The organism is Providencia sp. PROV004, assembly GCF_011045615.1.
GTDB classification, from domain to species: domain Bacteria; phylum Pseudomonadota; class Gammaproteobacteria; order Enterobacterales; family Enterobacteriaceae; genus Providencia; species Providencia rettgeri.
Window position 1 is genome coordinate 2,682,808 of the sequence record NZ_CP042859.1, and the last position, 17,228, is coordinate 2,700,035.

The window sequence follows — 17,228 nt, forward strand, 5'->3', positions numbered from 1 at the left end:
CGCCAAAAAATAAACCGAAATAACAGACGTAATAGCGATTTTATCAGTCAAAACTGATCGTAATTTTATCGTTTATTTATACTATATAAAACTGATTATCAGCCATATCATTATTAACAATGATAAATTAACTGCGATAAGATGCATAGAGGATGCAATTATTTCGCACAGAAAGCAAATGGTGACGAGCTTGGATTGGTTTAATAGCCACTTTAGAAAACCATTCCCGCTGTCAATGCACTATGTTATTTGTATACAAACAGTAAATCACTTACAGATTTTTATCGGTTAGGTATATCATCGAGTGCAATAGATGACTCAGATAGCCATATCGCGCTAAACTAAACCTCTTTAAATGCAAGTAACTCAATAGAGACTGCTATCAGCGCCCAATACAACTTTGAGATTTGATATGCAATTAACTCAAGCTTTACCGTTTATGCACATAAATAAGCACTTTTTTCGCCTCTTACCACTTTCATGCGTCTTGCTAACTGCTTGCGTGACAACGTCACAAACAACCACGAAAGGAACCAGCTCCGCATCGGATGCTAAGTGGAAAGCACATCAACAAGAATTAAGTCAGTTACGTGACTACCAAACACGGGGCTCCTTTGCCTATAACGGAGGAGAAACAAAAACGTACGCTAAGTTTTTCTGGCAACAATATACACCGGAAAAATACCGTTTATTGTTAACCAACCCATTAGGTAGCCGCGAACTTGAACTTACCGTTGAACCTGATTTAGCTCGATTAACTACCAAAGATGGTCAAACCCATATGAGTGACGTGCCGAGCGAGTTGATTTATCAGCTCACTGGTATGGAAATCCCAATTGATGACCTAACCGCTTGGTTAACTGGCTCGCCCGGACGTGCAACAGATTTCACCTTAGATGAAAACCACTTGCTAAAAAGTGTTACGTTTAAAAGCAATGGTGAAACATGGCAGCTCAACTATATTTCCTATGACAGCAAAACAACACCAATGCTGCCAAACTATCTCGAGTTACGCCAAGGGGATAGACTTATCAAATTGAAAATGGATAGTTGGACACTGAAAAAATGACGTTAACATGGCCTTCTCCGGCAAAATTAAATCTTTTTTTGTACATCACCGGCCAACGCCCTGATGGCTATCACGAGTTACAAACTCTATTTCAATTTGTCGATTATGGCGATGAAATCACTATCACAACACGTGATGACGACCAGTTGAATTTATTGACGGATATGCAAGGGGTTCCCCCCGAAAAAAACCTAATTTTACGGGCTGCTAGATTATTACAATCCTATTGCCGCGATACGTTGCAACACAGTGGCCCACTAGGTGCCGATGTCCGTATTCATAAAATATTACCAATGGGCGGTGGTATTGGTGGAGGCTCATCAAACGCAGCAACTACCTTAATTGCGCTTAACGAACACTGGAAAACACAGATTTCTGATGAAGTCCTTGCGCAATTAGGCGCATCATTAGGAGCAGATGTTCCTGTGTTTGTTCGTGGGCATGCAGCTTTTGCCGAAGGGGTTGGTGATATTTTAACCAAAGCTTCCCCTAAAGAGAAATGGTATTTGGTGGCTCATCCCGGAATTGAAATATCAACCCCGATGATCTTCACAGATCCACAATTAAATCGAAATTCTCCAAAACGCTCCCTAGCCGCATTATTACTGGCTCCGTACGCAAATGACTGCGAACCAATCGCAAGAAAACGTTTTCGTGAGGTTGAACAGCTTGTTTCTTGGCTGTTAGAATATGCTCCGTCTCGCCTTACAGGAACAGGCGCATGTGTTTTTTCTGAATTTGAAACACAAGCGGATGCCCTGCAGGTGTTAAATAAAGCCCCATCGTGGGTGCAAGGGTTCGTCGCTCAAGGCGTTAACGTTTCCCCACTGCACAAGTTCCGCGCTGGGATAACCCGTGTATTGCACCAATAAGCCTTGTCGCTGTTGGTCAACAATATCTCTCTGGACGCAAGCCTGAGGTTTTTCTCGTGCCCGATATGAAGCTTTTTGCTGGTAACGCTACACCGGAACTAGCACAACGTGTTGCTAACCGCCTTTACACTAATCTTGGAGACGCGGCTGTTGGTCGTTTTAGCGACGGCGAAGTCAGTGTTCAAATTAATGAAAATGTTCGCGGTGGTGATATTTTTATCATCCAGTCAACTTGTGCACCAACCAACGATAACCTGATGGAACTGGTTGTTATGGTCGATGCCCTACGCCGTGCATCTGCTGGTCGTATTACCGCTGTTATCCCTTACTTCGGTTATGCAAGACAGGATCGTCGCGTACGTTCTGCCCGTGTACCAATCACCGCTAAAGTTGTTGCCGATTTTCTGTCAAGTGTAGGTGTAGACCGTGTGCTCACTGTCGATTTACACGCAGAGCAGATCCAGGGCTTCTTTGATGTTCCTGTGGATAATGTATTTGGTAGCCCTATTCTTCTGGAAGATATGTTACAGAAGAATTTGGAAAACCCAATCGTTGTATCTCCAGACATCGGCGGCGTGGTACGTGCTAGAGCTATCGCAAAACTCCTGAATGACACCGATATGGCCATTATTGACAAACGCCGCCCACGTGCGAACGTTTCTCAAGTCATGCATATCATTGGTGATGTTTCAGGTCGTGATTGCATCTTAGTGGACGATATGATTGATACCGGTGGTACGCTGTGTAAAGCAGCAGAAGCACTGAAAGAACGTGGTGCGAAGCGTGTATTTGCATACGCTACACACCCGATTTTCTCAGGTAATGCTGTAGACAACATCAAAAATTCAGTCATTGATGAAGTCATTGTTTGTGACACTATTCCTCTTTCTCCTGAAATCAAAGCGCTGAGCAATGTTCGCACCTTAACGCTTTCAGGTATGTTAGCTGAAGCTATCCGTCGTATTAGCAACGAAGAGTCAATTTCAGCAATGTTTGAACACTAATTCTCCAATATTGGATTTTAGCGTTCAACCGTGATGAAAAAGTCACAAAAAAATATAAGCCCCTGCAATGTCATTTGCAGGGGCTTTATGATTTTGGCAGAAAAAGCCACTGGGGCTCATTTTTATATTTTATCACCGATCATAGTGGTGATTTCACATTATGAAACGACAAAAATAGCCATCTAAAATAACTAACAATATTCACGACAAAAGAGCAAAATTCTTTGGGATTTCACTCTTCTTAATGCCTAATTATCAAACTCGTTCACCATTATCAGCAATTAATTGCTCTAGACTATTTATGTTATGGATAGCGGTGATTATCTCTGCGTGAATGATATTGTTGTTTCAATTGCCAGTAACGGTCTGCAACTTTTTCACGGCCGCCGATCCTAGCACCGACTAACCATACCATCGCACCGATAAAAATGCCGAATAAGGAACCGTTCGTGATAAGTTCTGAAAGGCCTAAGTTAACGATATGAGAGAATAAGTTGACACCGATACTCCCGATCATCAACACCATTCCGATTCCCATGAAGACATTACCAAGAAGATGAGCGCTTTTCCGTTTCATATATACCTCCAGTACCAGTAAACTGATAAGCAAGCATGTGTAAATAAATTCGGTCATACTTTATATTTATGTAATGATTATAGTGCATTAAGTAAAATTTTTTGCGATAGACATCACAAGGAAGGAAGTTAGCAAGAATATCTGTACAAAAAATGCTTTTCATCAAAAAATCAGAAAACCCGAATAGTTTATTAAGCAATTATAATCATAGTTACTTTATCCATCACAATTTTGTACATCCTGCATTTCACAAGGTAAACTAGGGCATTATTTTCATAACTGATAGTGAAATCACCACCGTGAGCAAAATTAAGTTAATTGTTGGACTTGCCAATCCGGGTGCTGAATATGCACAAACGCGCCATAATGCAGGTGCATGGTATGTTGATTTACTGGCTGAGCGCCATAATCAGCCATTGAAAGAAGAAGCAAAGTTTTTTGGTTATACCGCACGTATTAATATGGACGGTAATGACATCCGTCTGCTGGTTCCAACCACATTTATGAACCTAAGTGGTAAGTCGGTTGCCGCTATAGCCAATTTTTATCGCATCAATCTCGATGAAATTTTAGTCGCCCATGATGAACTCGATTTACCACCCGGTGTAGCTAAAATGAAATTAGGGGGCAGCAATGGCGGCCACAATGGGTTGAAAGATATTCAAAGTAAATTCGCCAATAACCCGAATTTTTATCGTTTACGCATAGGTATTGGCCACCCGGGTGATAAAAACAAAGTGGTTGGCTTTGTTTTGGGTAAGCCACCGTTATCTGAGCAAAAACTCATTGATGATGCAATTGATGAAGCGGCTAGGTGTACAGATATTCTGCTAGCAGACGGAATGGACAAAGCCATCAATCGTCTACATGGCTTCAAAGCAACTGTATAAGAGTTCATTTCATCCGAATCGACTTTTTGTGTATAATCAGCGCCAATTTCTAAACATTGGGTGCAGCGTATGTCTGCCCCTCGCTATTAAGGTGAGAAACATATGGGTTTTAAATGCGGTATCGTTGGTCTGCCTAACGTGGGTAAATCCACTCTGTTTAATGCATTGACCAAAGCCGGCATCGAAGCAGCCAACTTCCCTTTCTGTACAATTGAACCAAACACGGGTGTTGTGCCAATGCCAGACCCACGTCTTGATCAATTAGCTGAAATTGTGAAGCCACAGCGTATTTTACCAACTACGATGGAGTTCGTGGATATCGCGGGCTTAGTCAAAGGGGCATCTAAAGGTGAAGGCCTAGGTAACCAATTTTTAACGAATATCCGTGAAACCGAAGCCATTGGCCACGTTGTTCGTTGTTTTGAAAATGACAATATCATCCACGTTGCAGGCCAAGTTGACCCTGCCGCAGATATTGAAGTCATTAATACTGAATTAGCACTTGCTGACCTTGATACCTGTGAGCGCGCTATCCATCGTGTCCAAAAACGCGCAAAAGGTGGCGATAAAGACGCAAAAGCAGAATTAGAAGCATTAGAAAAATGTTTGCCGCACCTAGAGCAAGCAGGTATGTTGCGTACATTAGAGTTATCTAATGAAGATAAAGCCGCTATCCGCTACTTGAGCTTCTTAACATTAAAGCCAACGATGTACATTGCTAACGTTAATGAAGATGGTTTTGAAAATAATCCCTTCTTAGATGTGGTGTATAAAATTGCAGAAGCCGAAGGCTCTGTAGTTGTTCCCGTCTGTGCAGCGATTGAGTCTGATATTGCAGAACTTGAAGACGAAGAGCGCGATGAGTTTATGGCTGATTTAGGTATTGAAGAACCGGGTCTTAACCGTGTTATTCGTGCCGGCTATCAGTTATTAAACCTGCAAACTTATTTTACTGCTGGGGTGAAAGAAGTGCGTGCATGGACTATCCCTGTCGGTGCAACGGCACCACAAGCCGCAGGTAAAATCCATACTGACTTTGAAAAAGGCTTTATCCGTGCTCAAACTATCGCATTTGATGATTTTATCCAGTACCGTGGTGAGCAAGGCGCAAAAGAAGCCGGTAAAATGCGCGCAGAAGGTAAAGACTATATCGTTAAAGACGGCGATGTGCTGAACTTCTTGTTTAATGTGTAGTACCACAATTGGTCTATAACGTACCTTAAGTTTATTGAAACAGCATAAAGCTCAGGTGTTACCTTGGTTTTATGCTGTTTTTTCTATATCAGCCTATCACAAGGTTAATTTGCGTTCCTATCTTCTATAATCATCGCTGCGGCGCGTTCTGCAATCATTATCGTTGGTGCGTTGGTATTGCCACTTGGAATTTCAGGCATCACAGAACAGTCCACGACACGTAAGTTTTCAATACCATGTACACGTAACCGCAAATCAGTCACTGATGTTGTGGTATCCGTTCCCATACGACAAGTTCCCACAGGATGGTAAACCGTTTTACAAAAATTTCGGACAAACTCTTCAAGTTGAGCGTCATCATGACGTACAGAAGCAGGTGGCATTAGAACCTCTTTGCTTAGCACTTGTAATGAAGGGGAGTCCAATACATCTAAGCCAAACTTAACCGCACGTTTGCAACCTTCCATATCTTCGGGTGAGGCAAGATAATTAGCGTGAATTTTTAGTGGGGCTTGTGGCTCTGTGCTGCGCAATAAAACTTCACCACGGGACTTAGGTTGTAAGTACCCGACCTTTAATGAAAAGCCGTGGGCTGCGGGCAGAGGCTCACCAGGAACATCATCCCAGCTATCTAAAATAGGTAAAAAGTGAATTTGTACATCAGGACGGCCTTGGTTGCAGCTGTCTTTAAATGCAGCGCCTTCTAAAACGTTAGAGGTGAGCAGTCCACTGCGAAATGCCATCCACTCGACCCCGTGTTTAATCGCATTTAAACCTTGGTCTGCGCCGAATAAACTTATTGGCTGCTTAGTCGTGACGTTAATTGACATATGTAGGTGGTCATGAAAATTTTTACCAACAGGTAGATTCGCATGAGTATGGATCCCCAACGAAGACAAATGCTCCTCTGGCCCGATACCTGATAGCATCAATAATTTTGCAGAGCCCATCGCACCCGAACAGACCAATACTTCGCAACTGGCAAATGCCTCAACTTCATGGCCATTTTTCCCTTGATAGGCAACACCAATCGCGCGGCCATCGCGAATGATGATACGGTTCACTTGAGTGCCAAGCTTTAATGTCAACTTATCACTCTTTTCCACTGATTTTAAATAGGTTCTTGATGTACTGGCTCTTTCTCCATTATGCGTTGTCGTCTGGTAAAAGCTTGTTCCTTGCTGGCTTTCCCCATTAAGGTCATTGACATAAGGAAGACCATGCTCTTGCGCTGCACGAATAAATGCCATTGATAATGGGTGCCGGTATCTATTTTCACTGACAGGAAGTGGGCCTTCTGTTCCATGGTATTCTCCTGTCAGGCTTTCATTACTCTCTGCCTTTTTAAACCATGGCAATACATCCGAGTATCCCCAGCCTTCACAGCCGTAATTTAGAGCCCAATTATCATAATCTTGTTTCTGGCCTCGGATATAAATCATTCCATTGACAGAACTACTTCCCCCCAACACTTTCCCTTGGGCAATTTGCATTTTACGGTTATTCGCGTGAGGCTCTGGCTCAGTTTCATAAGGCCAACTTTTTTGGGCAATAATTTTCGCCACGCCAGCTGGCATACGAATAAACAAGTGGTTATCGCTACCACCCGCTTCAATAAGTAATACTTTGGATTGCGTCTCTTGGATCAACCGAGCAGCAAGAACACAACCGGCAGAACCCGCACCTACAATAATATAATCATATTTTACTGCGCTCATTTGTCACTCCGTCAAATAAAACAAACAATCTATTTTCATTTTTTTAAAAATAGCGCTTTTAATTCATTAATGTATGAACAATATTCCACATATGTGATTAAAATCAAAAATAATTTCTTATGTAATTATTATTGGCTCTTAATAAACATTGTTTATTCAAGAAAAATTTTAAGCAAAGTCAATACTTAAACCTAATCCAATCTTTATTAATAAATGAATGTTTATAGCTAGCTAATAAGTAATCTGTCATATAGAAATATCTTATTTTATCGTGTTTAAGCGAGTCACAATCCCCTTCGATGTTATCAGCGCGACTATAAAGCTTATTTCCATGCAGGAGTTGCAAGATAATAGATGAATGCTATAGTAATGACCGATTAATATTCTTTCGGCTTGAGGACGACCTCAAGTGCGTATCAGCAACAGGGACGACCCTTTCTTCTAAAGGAAAACAATATGGGGCGCTTCTGTTTCAATAGTCCACTCATCCCGTTAACAACTTGGAGCCGGTTAATCGGCTCTTGGTTAGTCGTCATTTTCTTTATTTTAAGTGGCGAAACATTACTTAATGACAGTCTTTCTGCATTTAGTGCAACTTGGATTTTTTTACTGCTGTTCATTACAATTCTCACCGCTTCCTTTGGTGTCGTTAAAGAGGCTGACCATCTTGCTGAACAATTGGGTGAGCCATACGGAACGCTGATCCTGACTTTATCTATTGTCTTAATTGAAGTCATTCTTATTGCCTCGGTTCTACTAGGTCCCGGTGATTTTCCAACTATTGGGCGTGATTCCATATTCGCCGTGATGATGATTATCATGAACCTCGTCGTAGGTATCTGCTTACTCGCAGGTTCAGCTAGAAATGGTGAACAAGAATATAATACGCAAGGAACCAACAGTTATCTTTCAATGATCGTATTACTGACTGGTTTAGCGTTAGTCCTACCAAATTATACCTCTAGCCAAGGGGAGTATTCCCATACGCAAGCCATTGGTATTTCAGGTATTACTATACTTATCTATGGTGCTTTCTTGTGGATGCAGATGCGAGGTCACCGACGATTTTTTATCCAGCCGCCTAAAGGGCTGATGAATGTCCCAGAACAATACATTTCAGCTAGCGATGCTTTGGCAGACAATAATGTCGAAAAGAAAGATAACCACGCTGAGTCAAACAAAAAAACGATTATTATTCGTTCTTGTGTGTTAATTGGGCTGATACTCCCTATTGTGTTACTTGCGCATTATTTAGCCATCGTGACTGATTACGGAATTGAAGCCTTAGGAGCACCAGCAGCAGTCGGTGGTGTCCTGATCGCCATTATCGTATTTACACCTGAATCAATCACAGCAGTAAAAGCGGCAATGAATAATGAAATGCAACGAGCGATAAACCTTTGCCAAGGCGCATTTGTCTCAACGGTAGGTTTAACTGTGCCAGCAGTATTAATTATCGGCATTATTACCGGTAAACAAGTCATTATGGGGATTTCTAACGCGGAAATTGTTTTATTCGCAATCACCATGTTACTGACTATGCTTTCATTTAATGGTCAGAAAACATCTCCCATTCAAGGTTGGATACACCTTGCCATCTTTGCTGTATTTGGGCTTATTCTATTTTATCCGTAGTGGCTGACAAAACGTGAAGGCTGCATAAGAAAATACTCGATTGGGTATCAAATTTTATGTTAGCCTCGCTCACACTTTCCTTATTCTTAACATATCCAAAGCCAAATCATGCCATGCTTGTGCACGACGGCTTTGATGGTGGTTTTTTACTGTCGCTAAAGCAATGTCGTAAGCCAATATTGGCTCAATAACTGGAATAACGGATACCCCCACTGAACTGGCGTTCTGCCACATACTGTCCGGAAGTAGCGTTATCCCTACCCCAGCTCTTACCATGGCTGTCACCAAATCTAAATGACTACTACGCCCAGAAATAGTGGGTTTTTTACCATAAACACCGCAAGCACTAACAACAAGTTCATTAATTAGAAAATCATCAGAAAAGAAAATAAAAGGCTCATCGGCTATTTCACTAAATTTAACAAATTCACGTATTGCAAGTGGATGTTGGTTGCTAACCAATAGCATTAATCGGTCGGTTGAAAAAGGGTGTACTTCAAAGCGGTCATCAGCAAAAGGTAACATCACGGCGGCAGTTTCAACTTCACCATTTAGCATTGCCTCTCGCATTTTGCGTGTACCCAACTCAAGAATTTTCAGTTCCACCTGTGGATAACGTCGGCTAAAAGCCATAATAATATCAGCAAAATAGGTCGATGCTATCACGGGTGGTAGCCCCACGGGTAGTACTCCAGATATAGGGCCTGACCTTTCCAGTAACGCTTTTTTCATACTGCCAAATTGTGAAAGAATTTGTCTAGCATGAGCCAATAAAATATCCCCTTCCTCCGTTAATTTAACGCCATCGACTTCCCTAATCAGCAAAGTATAACCAAGTTCATCTTCTAATTTTTTAATACTACGGCTAACCGCTGGTTGCGTTACAAATAAACTTTCTGCCGCGCGGCTAAAACCATTGAGCTGCACAACTTCAACAAAATAACGTAATGAACGAATGTCCATTTCGCCCCCTATAATTTTTAGTTATAGATAGAATGAGTTTAAGTGATTTCCTTTAAAGCATAATAAACGATAAAAATAATTCAACTTAGAACTATAAGCTAGACGATTAACGGAGATCAGCATGATGAATAAGACGGTTATCGAATACGTATTAGATAGACTTTACCAAATCGGTATTCACGATATTTTTGGTGTTGCTGGTGACTACGCATTCCCTATTGAAGATGCAGTATGTGAAAGTGAAAATATGCGCTGGATTGGCAACTGCAATGAACTCAATGCCTCATATGCTGCGGATGGTTATGCCCGTGTGAAAGGTGCCGCAGCGTTATCAACCACTTTTGGTGTCGGCGAACTCAGTGCCTTAAATGGTATTGCTGGCGCTTATGCCGAACATCTTCCCGTTTTTCATCTTGTTGGTATGCCAGCAAGCGGAGTTCAAAAAAAACACCGTTTAGTTCACCATACCCTAGGAAATGGTGATTTCGATGTGTTTTATCAAATGAGCCAACATTTAAGCTGTGCTCACGCTATTTTAACGCCTGAAAATTGTATTGCCGAAACAGAACGTTTAATTACAACCGCTTTACAAGAATCTCGACCCGTTTATTTAGGTTTCCCTTCTGACTATGCTGTTATGCCAATTAAAGCAGATGAAACACCTGAAACTATCACTATAAATAAAAGTCATAGCAAGTCATTATCAGCTGCGGTTACCGCTATTGTTGAAAAACTCACATCGAGTACAAAAGCCTGTATTATTCCTGGGATTTTAACGGCTCGTTTCGGCTTAACGACTGATGTTGAGGCTATTATTCAGAAAACTGGCCTACCTTATGCCACCATGTTTATGGATAAAGGGGTATTAAGCGAATCTAACTCTCAATATATGGGGATTTATAATGGAAAACTAATGAACCCTGATGTGCGAGAATTCGTCGAGAGCTGTGACTGTGTTATGGGGATCGGTGCAGTATTAACGGACTTCAACACCGGCAGCTTTACCGCAACGATTGCCCCTGAAAGCTGTATTAACATTCTTTCTGACCATGTGAAAGTGGGTTCCGCTATCTACCCGAATGTATTGATGAAAGATGTGTTAGATAAATTAAAAGAACTTGCGCCCTCACTTAACCATGCCGGGCTCAAAGCTCAAGGATTAGGATCACCGCAGCAAGGTGAAAATGGCCAAATTACCGCCTCATATTTGTACCCTCGCCTAGAAAAAATGTTCCGTAAGGACGACATTATTATTGCAGAAACGGGAACAGCATCTATGGGGTTAGGTTTTGCTTTATTACCTGAAAATGCACAATTTCACAACCAAACATTATGGGGATCTATCGGCTGGGCCACTCCCGCAGCCTTTGGTGCAGCAATTGCAGAGCCACAGAAGCGAGTTATTTTAGTGACTGGGGAAGGTTCTCACCAACTCACGGCCCAAGAGATTAGCCAGTTTGCCCGCTTTGGTTTAAAACCGATTATTTTCGTCCTAAATAATGATGGCTATTTAATTGAACGACTTCTGTGTAAAAATCCTGAAGCCTATTACAACGACTTACCCCAATGGAATTATGCACAGCTCCCCGCCGCATTAGGTTGTAATGATTGGTATTGTCAGCGTGTAACCAACTGCAATGAATTAGACAATGCGATTAAGCAGGCCGAACTATCGAACCATGCGGCCTATATTGAGGTAGTTATGGATAGATATGCCGCATCTGAGCTTGCAGAAAAACTTGGTAAATCAGTAGCATCTTTATATTCATTTTAAATTGACAAATTATGGCAGCCATTGCGCTGCCAATGTCTTTATGATGTAAATACCAGCCCTACATCGTTTCGTGATTGGTGCAATATTTTTGAGACAATTAATGCTAATTCAAGCAATTCATCGCATTTAGCATGGTTTTTACTAGCAATTTGCTCACGAAAGAATGCAAACTCATAGACCATATGATTGATTGTTGCATCCCGAGATACGTTGGATATTTCCCCATCAATACAAACCTCGACTGACTGGCAAAGGCTTGGGGCTCCAGTGATACGAATATGCCCTTTGGTGCCTTGAATAATAAAGTAACCGGGGCTCGCCGAATCTTTCGCTCCCACACAAGATGCAACTGAACGCTCAAAATGGGCCGTTAGTACCCCTGATGTATCAATTCCATTAAATCCTTTATTACAAATATAGTGGCTACTATTGGGTGCTCCCATCAAGGCTGATAACAAATAAATGTTATATAAATTAATATCATAGAGCGCACCGCCTGCTTGCTGTGGGTCAAAAGCAGCATGAATACGGCCTTGCAAATAGTCATTGTATCGACTTGAATATTGGGAATAATTACCGTGAATCACTTTGATTTCACCTATTTTATCAATGTGTTGCTTGATAAAGTGAAATTCAGGGGTATGAATAGACGTAATGGCTTCAAACAAAAAAAGCCCCCTAGTCTGTGAAATGGAAATTAACGCCTGTAACTGTTGCCAATTTGGTGTAAACGGTTTTTCGCATACCACATGTTTGTCAGCCATCAATGCATCAAAGGTATACTGATAATGTAAATGATTTGGCAAACCTATGTATATCACCTCAACATCAGGGTCTTGTAACAACTTTTGATAATCAGTATACAACTTTGCTATACCGAATTGTTGGCAAATAACCTGTCCCTTTTCAATACTTTCCGCCCGAACACACAGTGCGACTAGCTCTATCCCTTGCACCTGTATTAAAGCATCAAGAGCCGACATGATTATTTTTCCAGAACCGACCAGCGCTAGTTTCATCTCTGTTATCCATTAAGAAAAGTGAATTTCATTTTGCCATAAGGCTCATTATTTAAGAAATATCTTCGATGCTTTTTGATAATCTCTGCCATTCCCGTATTTTCTCCTTAAAAATTCAATAAAAATGACACATTTTTTCACTGGAGGTTCTTTTATTTATTACTGATGTACGAGCCAATTTCACTAGGTGAACCAAATAACCGCCATAAATGACGATTAGCTTCCCATTTACAATAATTTCTATTCACGTTGTCAGCAAAACTCTCTCATTTTACGTTTTATATAACCAATTGTTTTATCTTATAAATATTTCATTTCTCTTTTTTTTCACTGACATAAACCTTTTTAAAACCCTAACTCACATCACAATTTATTAACAACTCTCTTGAATCATTTTTTATTATTCTCCATGCTAATTTTACCAAATAAACCAATGGTTTACTGTATAAACCAACCGAGGTTAAGATGAAAGAGAATATTGTCACTGCCGTTGATGATGCTTTATTGTTATTGATGCTATTAGGTGAAAAAAACAATCTTGGATTAAGTGAACTTGCACGCTTATCTGGCATGAATAAATCCAAGGTATACCGTTTATTATGCACGTTAGAAAACCGTCATTTCGTGCAAAAAAATGAAAACCCAGTGACCTATCATTTAGGCCATCAATTATTAAGCTTGGGGAATTGCGCTCGCCAGCAAATAAACTATATCCAAGTCGCAGAAGTTGAAGCAGAGCAACTCCGTCAACGTTTTGATGAAAACATTCAAATGCGTATACGTGACAACGGTGAAATTTTACAAGTTCTTCATAAGCCATCAGGGCAATCACTTCAAGTACGCAGTGAAGCTGGCAATCGCCGGCCGTTAGGATCTGGAGCGTCAGGTAGAGTACTATTGGCTTACTCCCCTAAAGATGTTCAAGCACATTTTATTGAAAAGAATCCCTCAATTGAAAAATCAATTGCCACCATACGCTCACAAGGTTTTGCCATTACCCGAGGCGAATTAACCGCAGGTATCGGTGCTATTGCCGCACCTATCTTTTCACAACACGGGGAATGCATTGCTTCACTGAGCATTAGCTTACCACTAAGCCGTTTTTCTGATGAAAAAGAACAAGATATGACTGAACAACTGCTTCTGTCTGCTTTACGCATATCAAGGCAGCTCGGTTACGACTCATAATTAATACAATAAAAGAGACAACACCATGCAACGAACAAACAACACTATACAAACTCCATCGTCACCACCAGGCTGGCAAATGAATCCAGTTTTAGTAATGTTAACTATTGTTATCATTGCCTTTTTAATGACTTATTTTGTTAATTCAGGCCAATATGAGCGCGATGGTAAAAAAGTCATTCCGGACTCTTACCAAACTATCACTAAAGACATCACGTTAGAGCAATTATTAGGTACTGAAAAATCAGCAGAAGGTACTGCCGCTCCCGTCAGTTTACCTCAACTGTTTAAAGCGATCCCCGAAGGAATTGTTAAACAATCACCGCTTATTTATATGGTTCTATTCATCGGAGGAATGTTTGGAATTCTCAATAAAACAGGGGCAATAGAATCAGGGTTAGAACGGTTGCTTCACGTCACCCGAGGCAATATCTATTTGTTGATCCCTTTCTTAATGATTGTATTTTCCATGGGAAGTACCTTTATGGGGTTAGCCAAAGAGTATCTTTTGGTTATTCCCATGGTTATTGCCTTAGTGAAACGCGTTGGATTGAATGAACTTATTGGGCTTGCCATTGTAGCGATTGCGGTTAAGGTAGGATACCTCGCCTCCATCACCAATCCATATGCACTTTCTATCGCACAACCGCTTGTTGGTCTACCGGTTTTTAGTGGTTTAAGTATGCGGATTGCAGCGTACCTTATTTTTATTACACTCGGTATTTTATTTATTTTCTATAGTATTCGTAAAACGACACTCACAAGCTATGTGGTTGAAGAACATAATCAAACCACACAATTAACCCATCGTCATAAACTTATGTTAATTGTCTTAGCTATCGGTGTTGCATTTTTAGTCTATGCATCTAATCGCTGGCATTGGAAAAATAATGATTTATCTGCTTACTATTTATTCTTAAGTGTCATTTTAACTTTTTGTAGTGGTTTAACCGCAAGTGCTGCTGCTAACGCATTTGTCAGTGGAATGAAAAAAGTCCTTATCGCAGGAGTGTTAATTGGGTTAGCGACTGCGGTCGAAATTATTCTTTCTCAAGGTAAAATTCTCGATACCATTATTCATCAATTAGTTGGACTAGTCGGTAATCACGGTCCTTATGTTTCATCATATAGCATGTTTATTTCTCAACTATTATTAGACATTGCCATTCCATCAACGTCTGGGCAAGCCGCTGTCACAATGCCAATTTTAGGCCCCGTTGGTGAAATTTCTGGTGTTTCTCCTCAAACAACCGTTTTTGCATTTTTAATGGGTAATGGGCTGACTAACATGATCACACCAACATCCAGTGGGTTATTAATCTTCTTAGCTACGGCAGGCGTAAGTTGGACTACTTGGGCGAAGTATATTTTACCGCTATTTTTAATTTTTATGGCAATCAGTATCGGCTTACTGACTATCGCCGTGACCATAGGGTATTAATAAAATGGATATGAAGAATTACCGGATAAAAATGCGTGATGGAATAATGCTATCTACCGATGTTTACTTTCCACAAACTCAATCAGCTACGTCTTTTCCCGTTATTATAGAGCGAACCCCCTATGATAAAAGCGCACCTTCTCGTTCGGAAAAAACGGTATCAGGCCAGCAAATAACACGCCAAGAAATGGCGAAATACTTCAATGAGTATGGTTTTATTGTTGTGTATCAGGATTGCCGTGGACGCTATGAGTCCGAAGGAAAGTTCACAAAATATATTAATGAAGCCGAGGATGGTTTTGATACATTACAATGGATTATGGAAAAACCCTGGTGTAATGGCAAAATAGGTTCAATGGGCCTCTCTTATGCCGCTCATACACAATTAGCAATGGCGTGTCTAAACCCACCAGGCTTACACACGATGGTGCTGGATTCCGGTGGATTTGCCAACGCCTATCAATGTGGGATCCGTCAAGGAGGCGCTTTTGAACTCAAACAAGCAACTTGGGCATTTAAACAAGCTAAACTAAGCCCACTCGCCCAGCAATCTCCCGATATTTTAGCTGCACTCGAACAAGAAAATATCCATGAGTGGTTCACAACAATGCCATGGTATCAAGGACAAACATTGCTTAAACACGTCCCTGAATATGAATCGTATTTATTTGAACAATGGGAAGAAGAGTGTTTTTCCGATTATTGGCAGAAAATCGGCATCTATGCTGAAGGCTATTATGATCAAATACCTGATATCCCAGTATTATTCATGTCCAGTTGGTATGATGCCTATGTCAGTTCAACATTAGATAACTATCATGCATTTGTTACTAAAAAACAATCACCTCAAAAATTAATCATGGGCCCTTGGCTCCATGGTGACCGCAATATCACGCATAGTGGTGACGCAGAGTTCGGTGATATCGCCGCATTTGATAACAATGTCAGTGAAAGTTGGCTTTCTTGCCGGTTGAACTGGTTTGAAGCCCACTTAAAAAATGAAAATTCCAAAAACAATCATGAAGATGTAACGATATTTATGATGGGTGGTGGAAGCGGTAAACGTAACCGACAAGGGCGTATAGAGCATGGTGGAAAATGGCTTAACTGCCATCAATGGCCTTTAGCAAATACTGAAAAAACTGCATATTATTTGTGGCCAGATAACAAATTATCTCTTCACCCCTACACTAAAACAGCCTCAATATCCTATTGTTATGACCCTAAGCACCCAGTCCCTACCATTGGCGGCGCCTTAACTTCAGGCCAACCGATATTTTGGGGAGGAGCTTTTAACCAACGTGAATTACCGCAATTTTTTGGTAGTAAACAAAATAACCTACCTCTTTCTGCCCGTTGTGATGTCTTAGTTTTCGAAACCGAAGAATTACAAACAGATGTCTGTTTAGCTGGTGAAATAGAGGTGTCGCTTTGGATCAGTAGTGATGCTTTAGATACGGATTTTACTGCAAAGCTTATTGATGTTTACCCACCTAGTGCCGATTACCCACAAGGTTATACCATGAATATTACAGATGGCATTATTCGCTGCCGTTTTCGGCATGGATATGAGAAAAAGGAATTATTAACACCCAATGAAATTGTCGAAGTGAAAATTAAGCCCTTTGCCTGTGCAAATCGTTTCGCAAAAGGGCACCGTATCCGATTAGATATTTCTAGTAGCAACTTCCCTAAGTATGACTTCAATACAAATACAGGTAAAACTATCGCAGGTGACAGAACGTGGAAAATAGCCTGTAATAGCCTACATTTTTCTAGTGAGCACCCGTCAAAAATTATTTTGCCGGTGATCAACGAGGCTTAAACTATTATTAGCTAATAAACTATTTGCCCACTTTAGCTGCCAACAGCGCTAAAGCGGGC

At 40.9% G+C, this 17,228-nt stretch carries 14 protein-coding genes; 10 read left to right on the plus strand and 4 right to left on the minus strand.

What is annotated here, in order from left to right; genetic code table 11:
- Window positions 1-412 precede the first annotated feature (412 nt).
- Genes lolB through prs form a run of 3 tightly spaced genes read left to right on the plus strand, consistent with a single transcriptional unit; the run spans window position 413 to window position 2,945 of the window.
- Complete coding sequence (lolB, locus tag FVA69_RS12035) at window positions 413-1,069, plus strand: lipoprotein insertase outer membrane protein LolB (protein WP_004910605.1); 657 nt, start codon at window positions 413-415, stop codon at window positions 1,067-1,069.
- Window positions 1,066-1,941 carry a 4-(cytidine 5'-diphospho)-2-C-methyl-D-erythritol kinase gene (gene ispE, locus FVA69_RS12040; protein WP_109911298.1) on the plus strand — a complete coding sequence of 292 codons (876 nt, stop codon included), beginning with the start codon at window positions 1,066-1,068 and terminating at the stop codon, window positions 1,939-1,941. The genes lolB and ispE overlap by 4 nt, the downstream gene beginning before the upstream one ends.
- Before the next feature lie 56 nt (window positions 1,942-1,997).
- Complete coding sequence (gene prs, locus FVA69_RS12045) at window positions 1,998-2,945, plus strand: ribose-phosphate diphosphokinase (protein WP_004910604.1); 948 nt, start codon at window positions 1,998-2,000, stop codon at window positions 2,943-2,945.
- A 304-nt stretch (window positions 2,946-3,249) separates the two neighbouring features.
- Here the strand turns inward: prs and ychH are convergent, their stop codons facing one another.
- Complete coding sequence (ychH, locus tag FVA69_RS12050; RefSeq protein ID WP_004910602.1) at window positions 3,250-3,522, minus strand: stress-induced protein YchH; 273 nt, start codon at window positions 3,520-3,522, stop codon at window positions 3,250-3,252.
- Window positions 3,523-3,821: 299 nt separating this feature from the next.
- Between ychH and pth the strand changes: the two genes are divergently transcribed.
- Entirely contained in the window at window positions 3,822-4,412 is a 591-nt protein-coding gene (gene pth / locus FVA69_RS12055; protein ID WP_164528899.1) for an aminoacyl-tRNA hydrolase, read from the plus strand.
- A gap of 102 nt (window positions 4,413-4,514) precedes the next feature.
- Window positions 4,515-5,606 (plus strand): redox-regulated ATPase YchF, encoded by a 1,092-nt coding sequence (ychF, locus tag FVA69_RS12060; protein WP_004910600.1) that lies wholly within the window; start codon window positions 4,515-4,517, stop codon window positions 5,604-5,606.
- Window positions 5,607-5,710: 104 nt separating this feature from the next.
- Here ychF and FVA69_RS12065 read toward each other — a convergent pair whose 3' ends face one another.
- Window positions 5,711-7,324, minus strand: a complete 1,614-nt coding sequence (locus FVA69_RS12065; RefSeq protein WP_164528900.1) for a GMC family oxidoreductase — start codon at window positions 7,322-7,324, stop codon at window positions 5,711-5,713.
- 456 nt (window positions 7,325-7,780) lie between these two features.
- Here FVA69_RS12065 and FVA69_RS12070 point away from each other — a divergent pair, with 456 nt between their 5' ends.
- A complete protein-coding gene (locus FVA69_RS12070; RefSeq protein ID WP_164528901.1) occupies window positions 7,781-8,959 on the plus strand; it encodes a calcium:proton antiporter in 1,179 nt (392 codons plus the stop codon).
- Between the two features lie 69 nt (window positions 8,960-9,028).
- On the opposite strand, the gene FVA69_RS12075 is transcribed toward FVA69_RS12070, so the two are convergent.
- Window positions 9,029-9,922, minus strand: a complete 894-nt coding sequence (locus FVA69_RS12075; RefSeq protein WP_117161962.1) for a LysR family transcriptional regulator — start codon at window positions 9,920-9,922, stop codon at window positions 9,029-9,031.
- Window positions 9,923-10,046: 124 nt separating this feature from the next.
- Here FVA69_RS12075 and FVA69_RS12080 point away from each other — a divergent pair, with 124 nt between their 5' ends.
- Entirely contained in the window at window positions 10,047-11,696 is a 1,650-nt protein-coding gene (locus tag FVA69_RS12080; protein ID WP_164529350.1) for an alpha-keto acid decarboxylase family protein, read from the plus strand.
- A 38-nt stretch (window positions 11,697-11,734) separates the two neighbouring features.
- Here FVA69_RS12080 and FVA69_RS12085 read toward each other — a convergent pair whose 3' ends face one another.
- Window positions 11,735-12,715: a Gfo/Idh/MocA family protein gene (locus FVA69_RS12085; protein WP_109911295.1), complete on the minus strand. Its 981-nt coding sequence runs from the start codon at window positions 12,713-12,715 to the stop codon at window positions 11,735-11,737.
- Between the two features lie 465 nt (window positions 12,716-13,180).
- On the opposite strand from FVA69_RS12085, the gene FVA69_RS12090 reads away from it, so the two are divergent.
- Genes FVA69_RS12090 through FVA69_RS12100 form a run of 3 tightly spaced genes read left to right on the plus strand, consistent with a single transcriptional unit; the run spans window position 13,181 to window position 17,169 of the window.
- Window positions 13,181-13,903 carry an IclR family transcriptional regulator gene (locus FVA69_RS12090; protein WP_004910559.1) on the plus strand — a complete coding sequence of 241 codons (723 nt, stop codon included), beginning with the start codon at window positions 13,181-13,183 and terminating at the stop codon, window positions 13,901-13,903.
- A 25-nt stretch (window positions 13,904-13,928) separates the two neighbouring features.
- On the plus strand, window positions 13,929-15,344 hold the full coding sequence (locus FVA69_RS12095; protein WP_232799048.1) for a YfcC family protein: 1,416 nt from the start codon (window positions 13,929-13,931) through the stop codon (window positions 15,342-15,344).
- Window positions 15,345-15,348: 4 nt separating this feature from the next.
- Window positions 15,349-17,169, plus strand: coding sequence for a CocE/NonD family hydrolase (locus FVA69_RS12100; RefSeq protein ID WP_202983380.1), 1,821 nt, complete (start codon window positions 15,349-15,351; stop codon window positions 17,167-17,169).
- The last annotated feature ends 59 nt before the right edge of the window (window positions 17,170-17,228 follow it).

Bases quoted from the DNA above. Each gene is read 5' to 3' on its own strand.
- lolB (WP_004910605.1), top strand. From the start codon at position 413: ATGCAATTAACTCAAGCTTTACCGTTTATGCACATAAATAAGCACTTT.
- ispE (WP_109911298.1), top strand. From the start codon at position 1,066: ATGACGTTAACATGGCCTTCTCCGGCAAAATTAAATCTTTTTTTGTAC.
- ychH (WP_004910602.1), bottom strand. From the start codon at position 3,522: ATGAAACGGAAAAGCGCTCATCTTCTTGGTAATGTCTTCATGGGAATC.
- ychF (WP_004910600.1), top strand. From the start codon at position 4,515: ATGGGTTTTAAATGCGGTATCGTTGGTCTGCCTAACGTGGGTAAATCC.
- FVA69_RS12065 (WP_164528900.1), bottom strand. From the start codon at position 7,324: ATGAGCGCAGTAAAATATGATTATATTATTGTAGGTGCGGGTTCTGCC.
- FVA69_RS12070 (WP_164528901.1), top strand. From the start codon at position 7,781: ATGGGGCGCTTCTGTTTCAATAGTCCACTCATCCCGTTAACAACTTGG.
- FVA69_RS12075 (WP_117161962.1), bottom strand. From the start codon at position 9,922: ATGGACATTCGTTCATTACGTTATTTTGTTGAAGTTGTGCAGCTCAAT.
- FVA69_RS12080 (WP_164529350.1), top strand. From the start codon at position 10,047: ATGAATAAGACGGTTATCGAATACGTATTAGATAGACTTTACCAAATC.
- FVA69_RS12085 (WP_109911295.1), bottom strand. From the start codon at position 12,715: ATGAAACTAGCGCTGGTCGGTTCTGGAAAAATAATCATGTCGGCTCTT.
- FVA69_RS12090 (WP_004910559.1), top strand. From the start codon at position 13,181: ATGAAAGAGAATATTGTCACTGCCGTTGATGATGCTTTATTGTTATTG.
- FVA69_RS12095 (WP_232799048.1), top strand. From the start codon at position 13,929: ATGCAACGAACAAACAACACTATACAAACTCCATCGTCACCACCAGGC.
- FVA69_RS12100 (WP_202983380.1), top strand. From the start codon at position 15,349: ATGGATATGAAGAATTACCGGATAAAAATGCGTGATGGAATAATGCTA.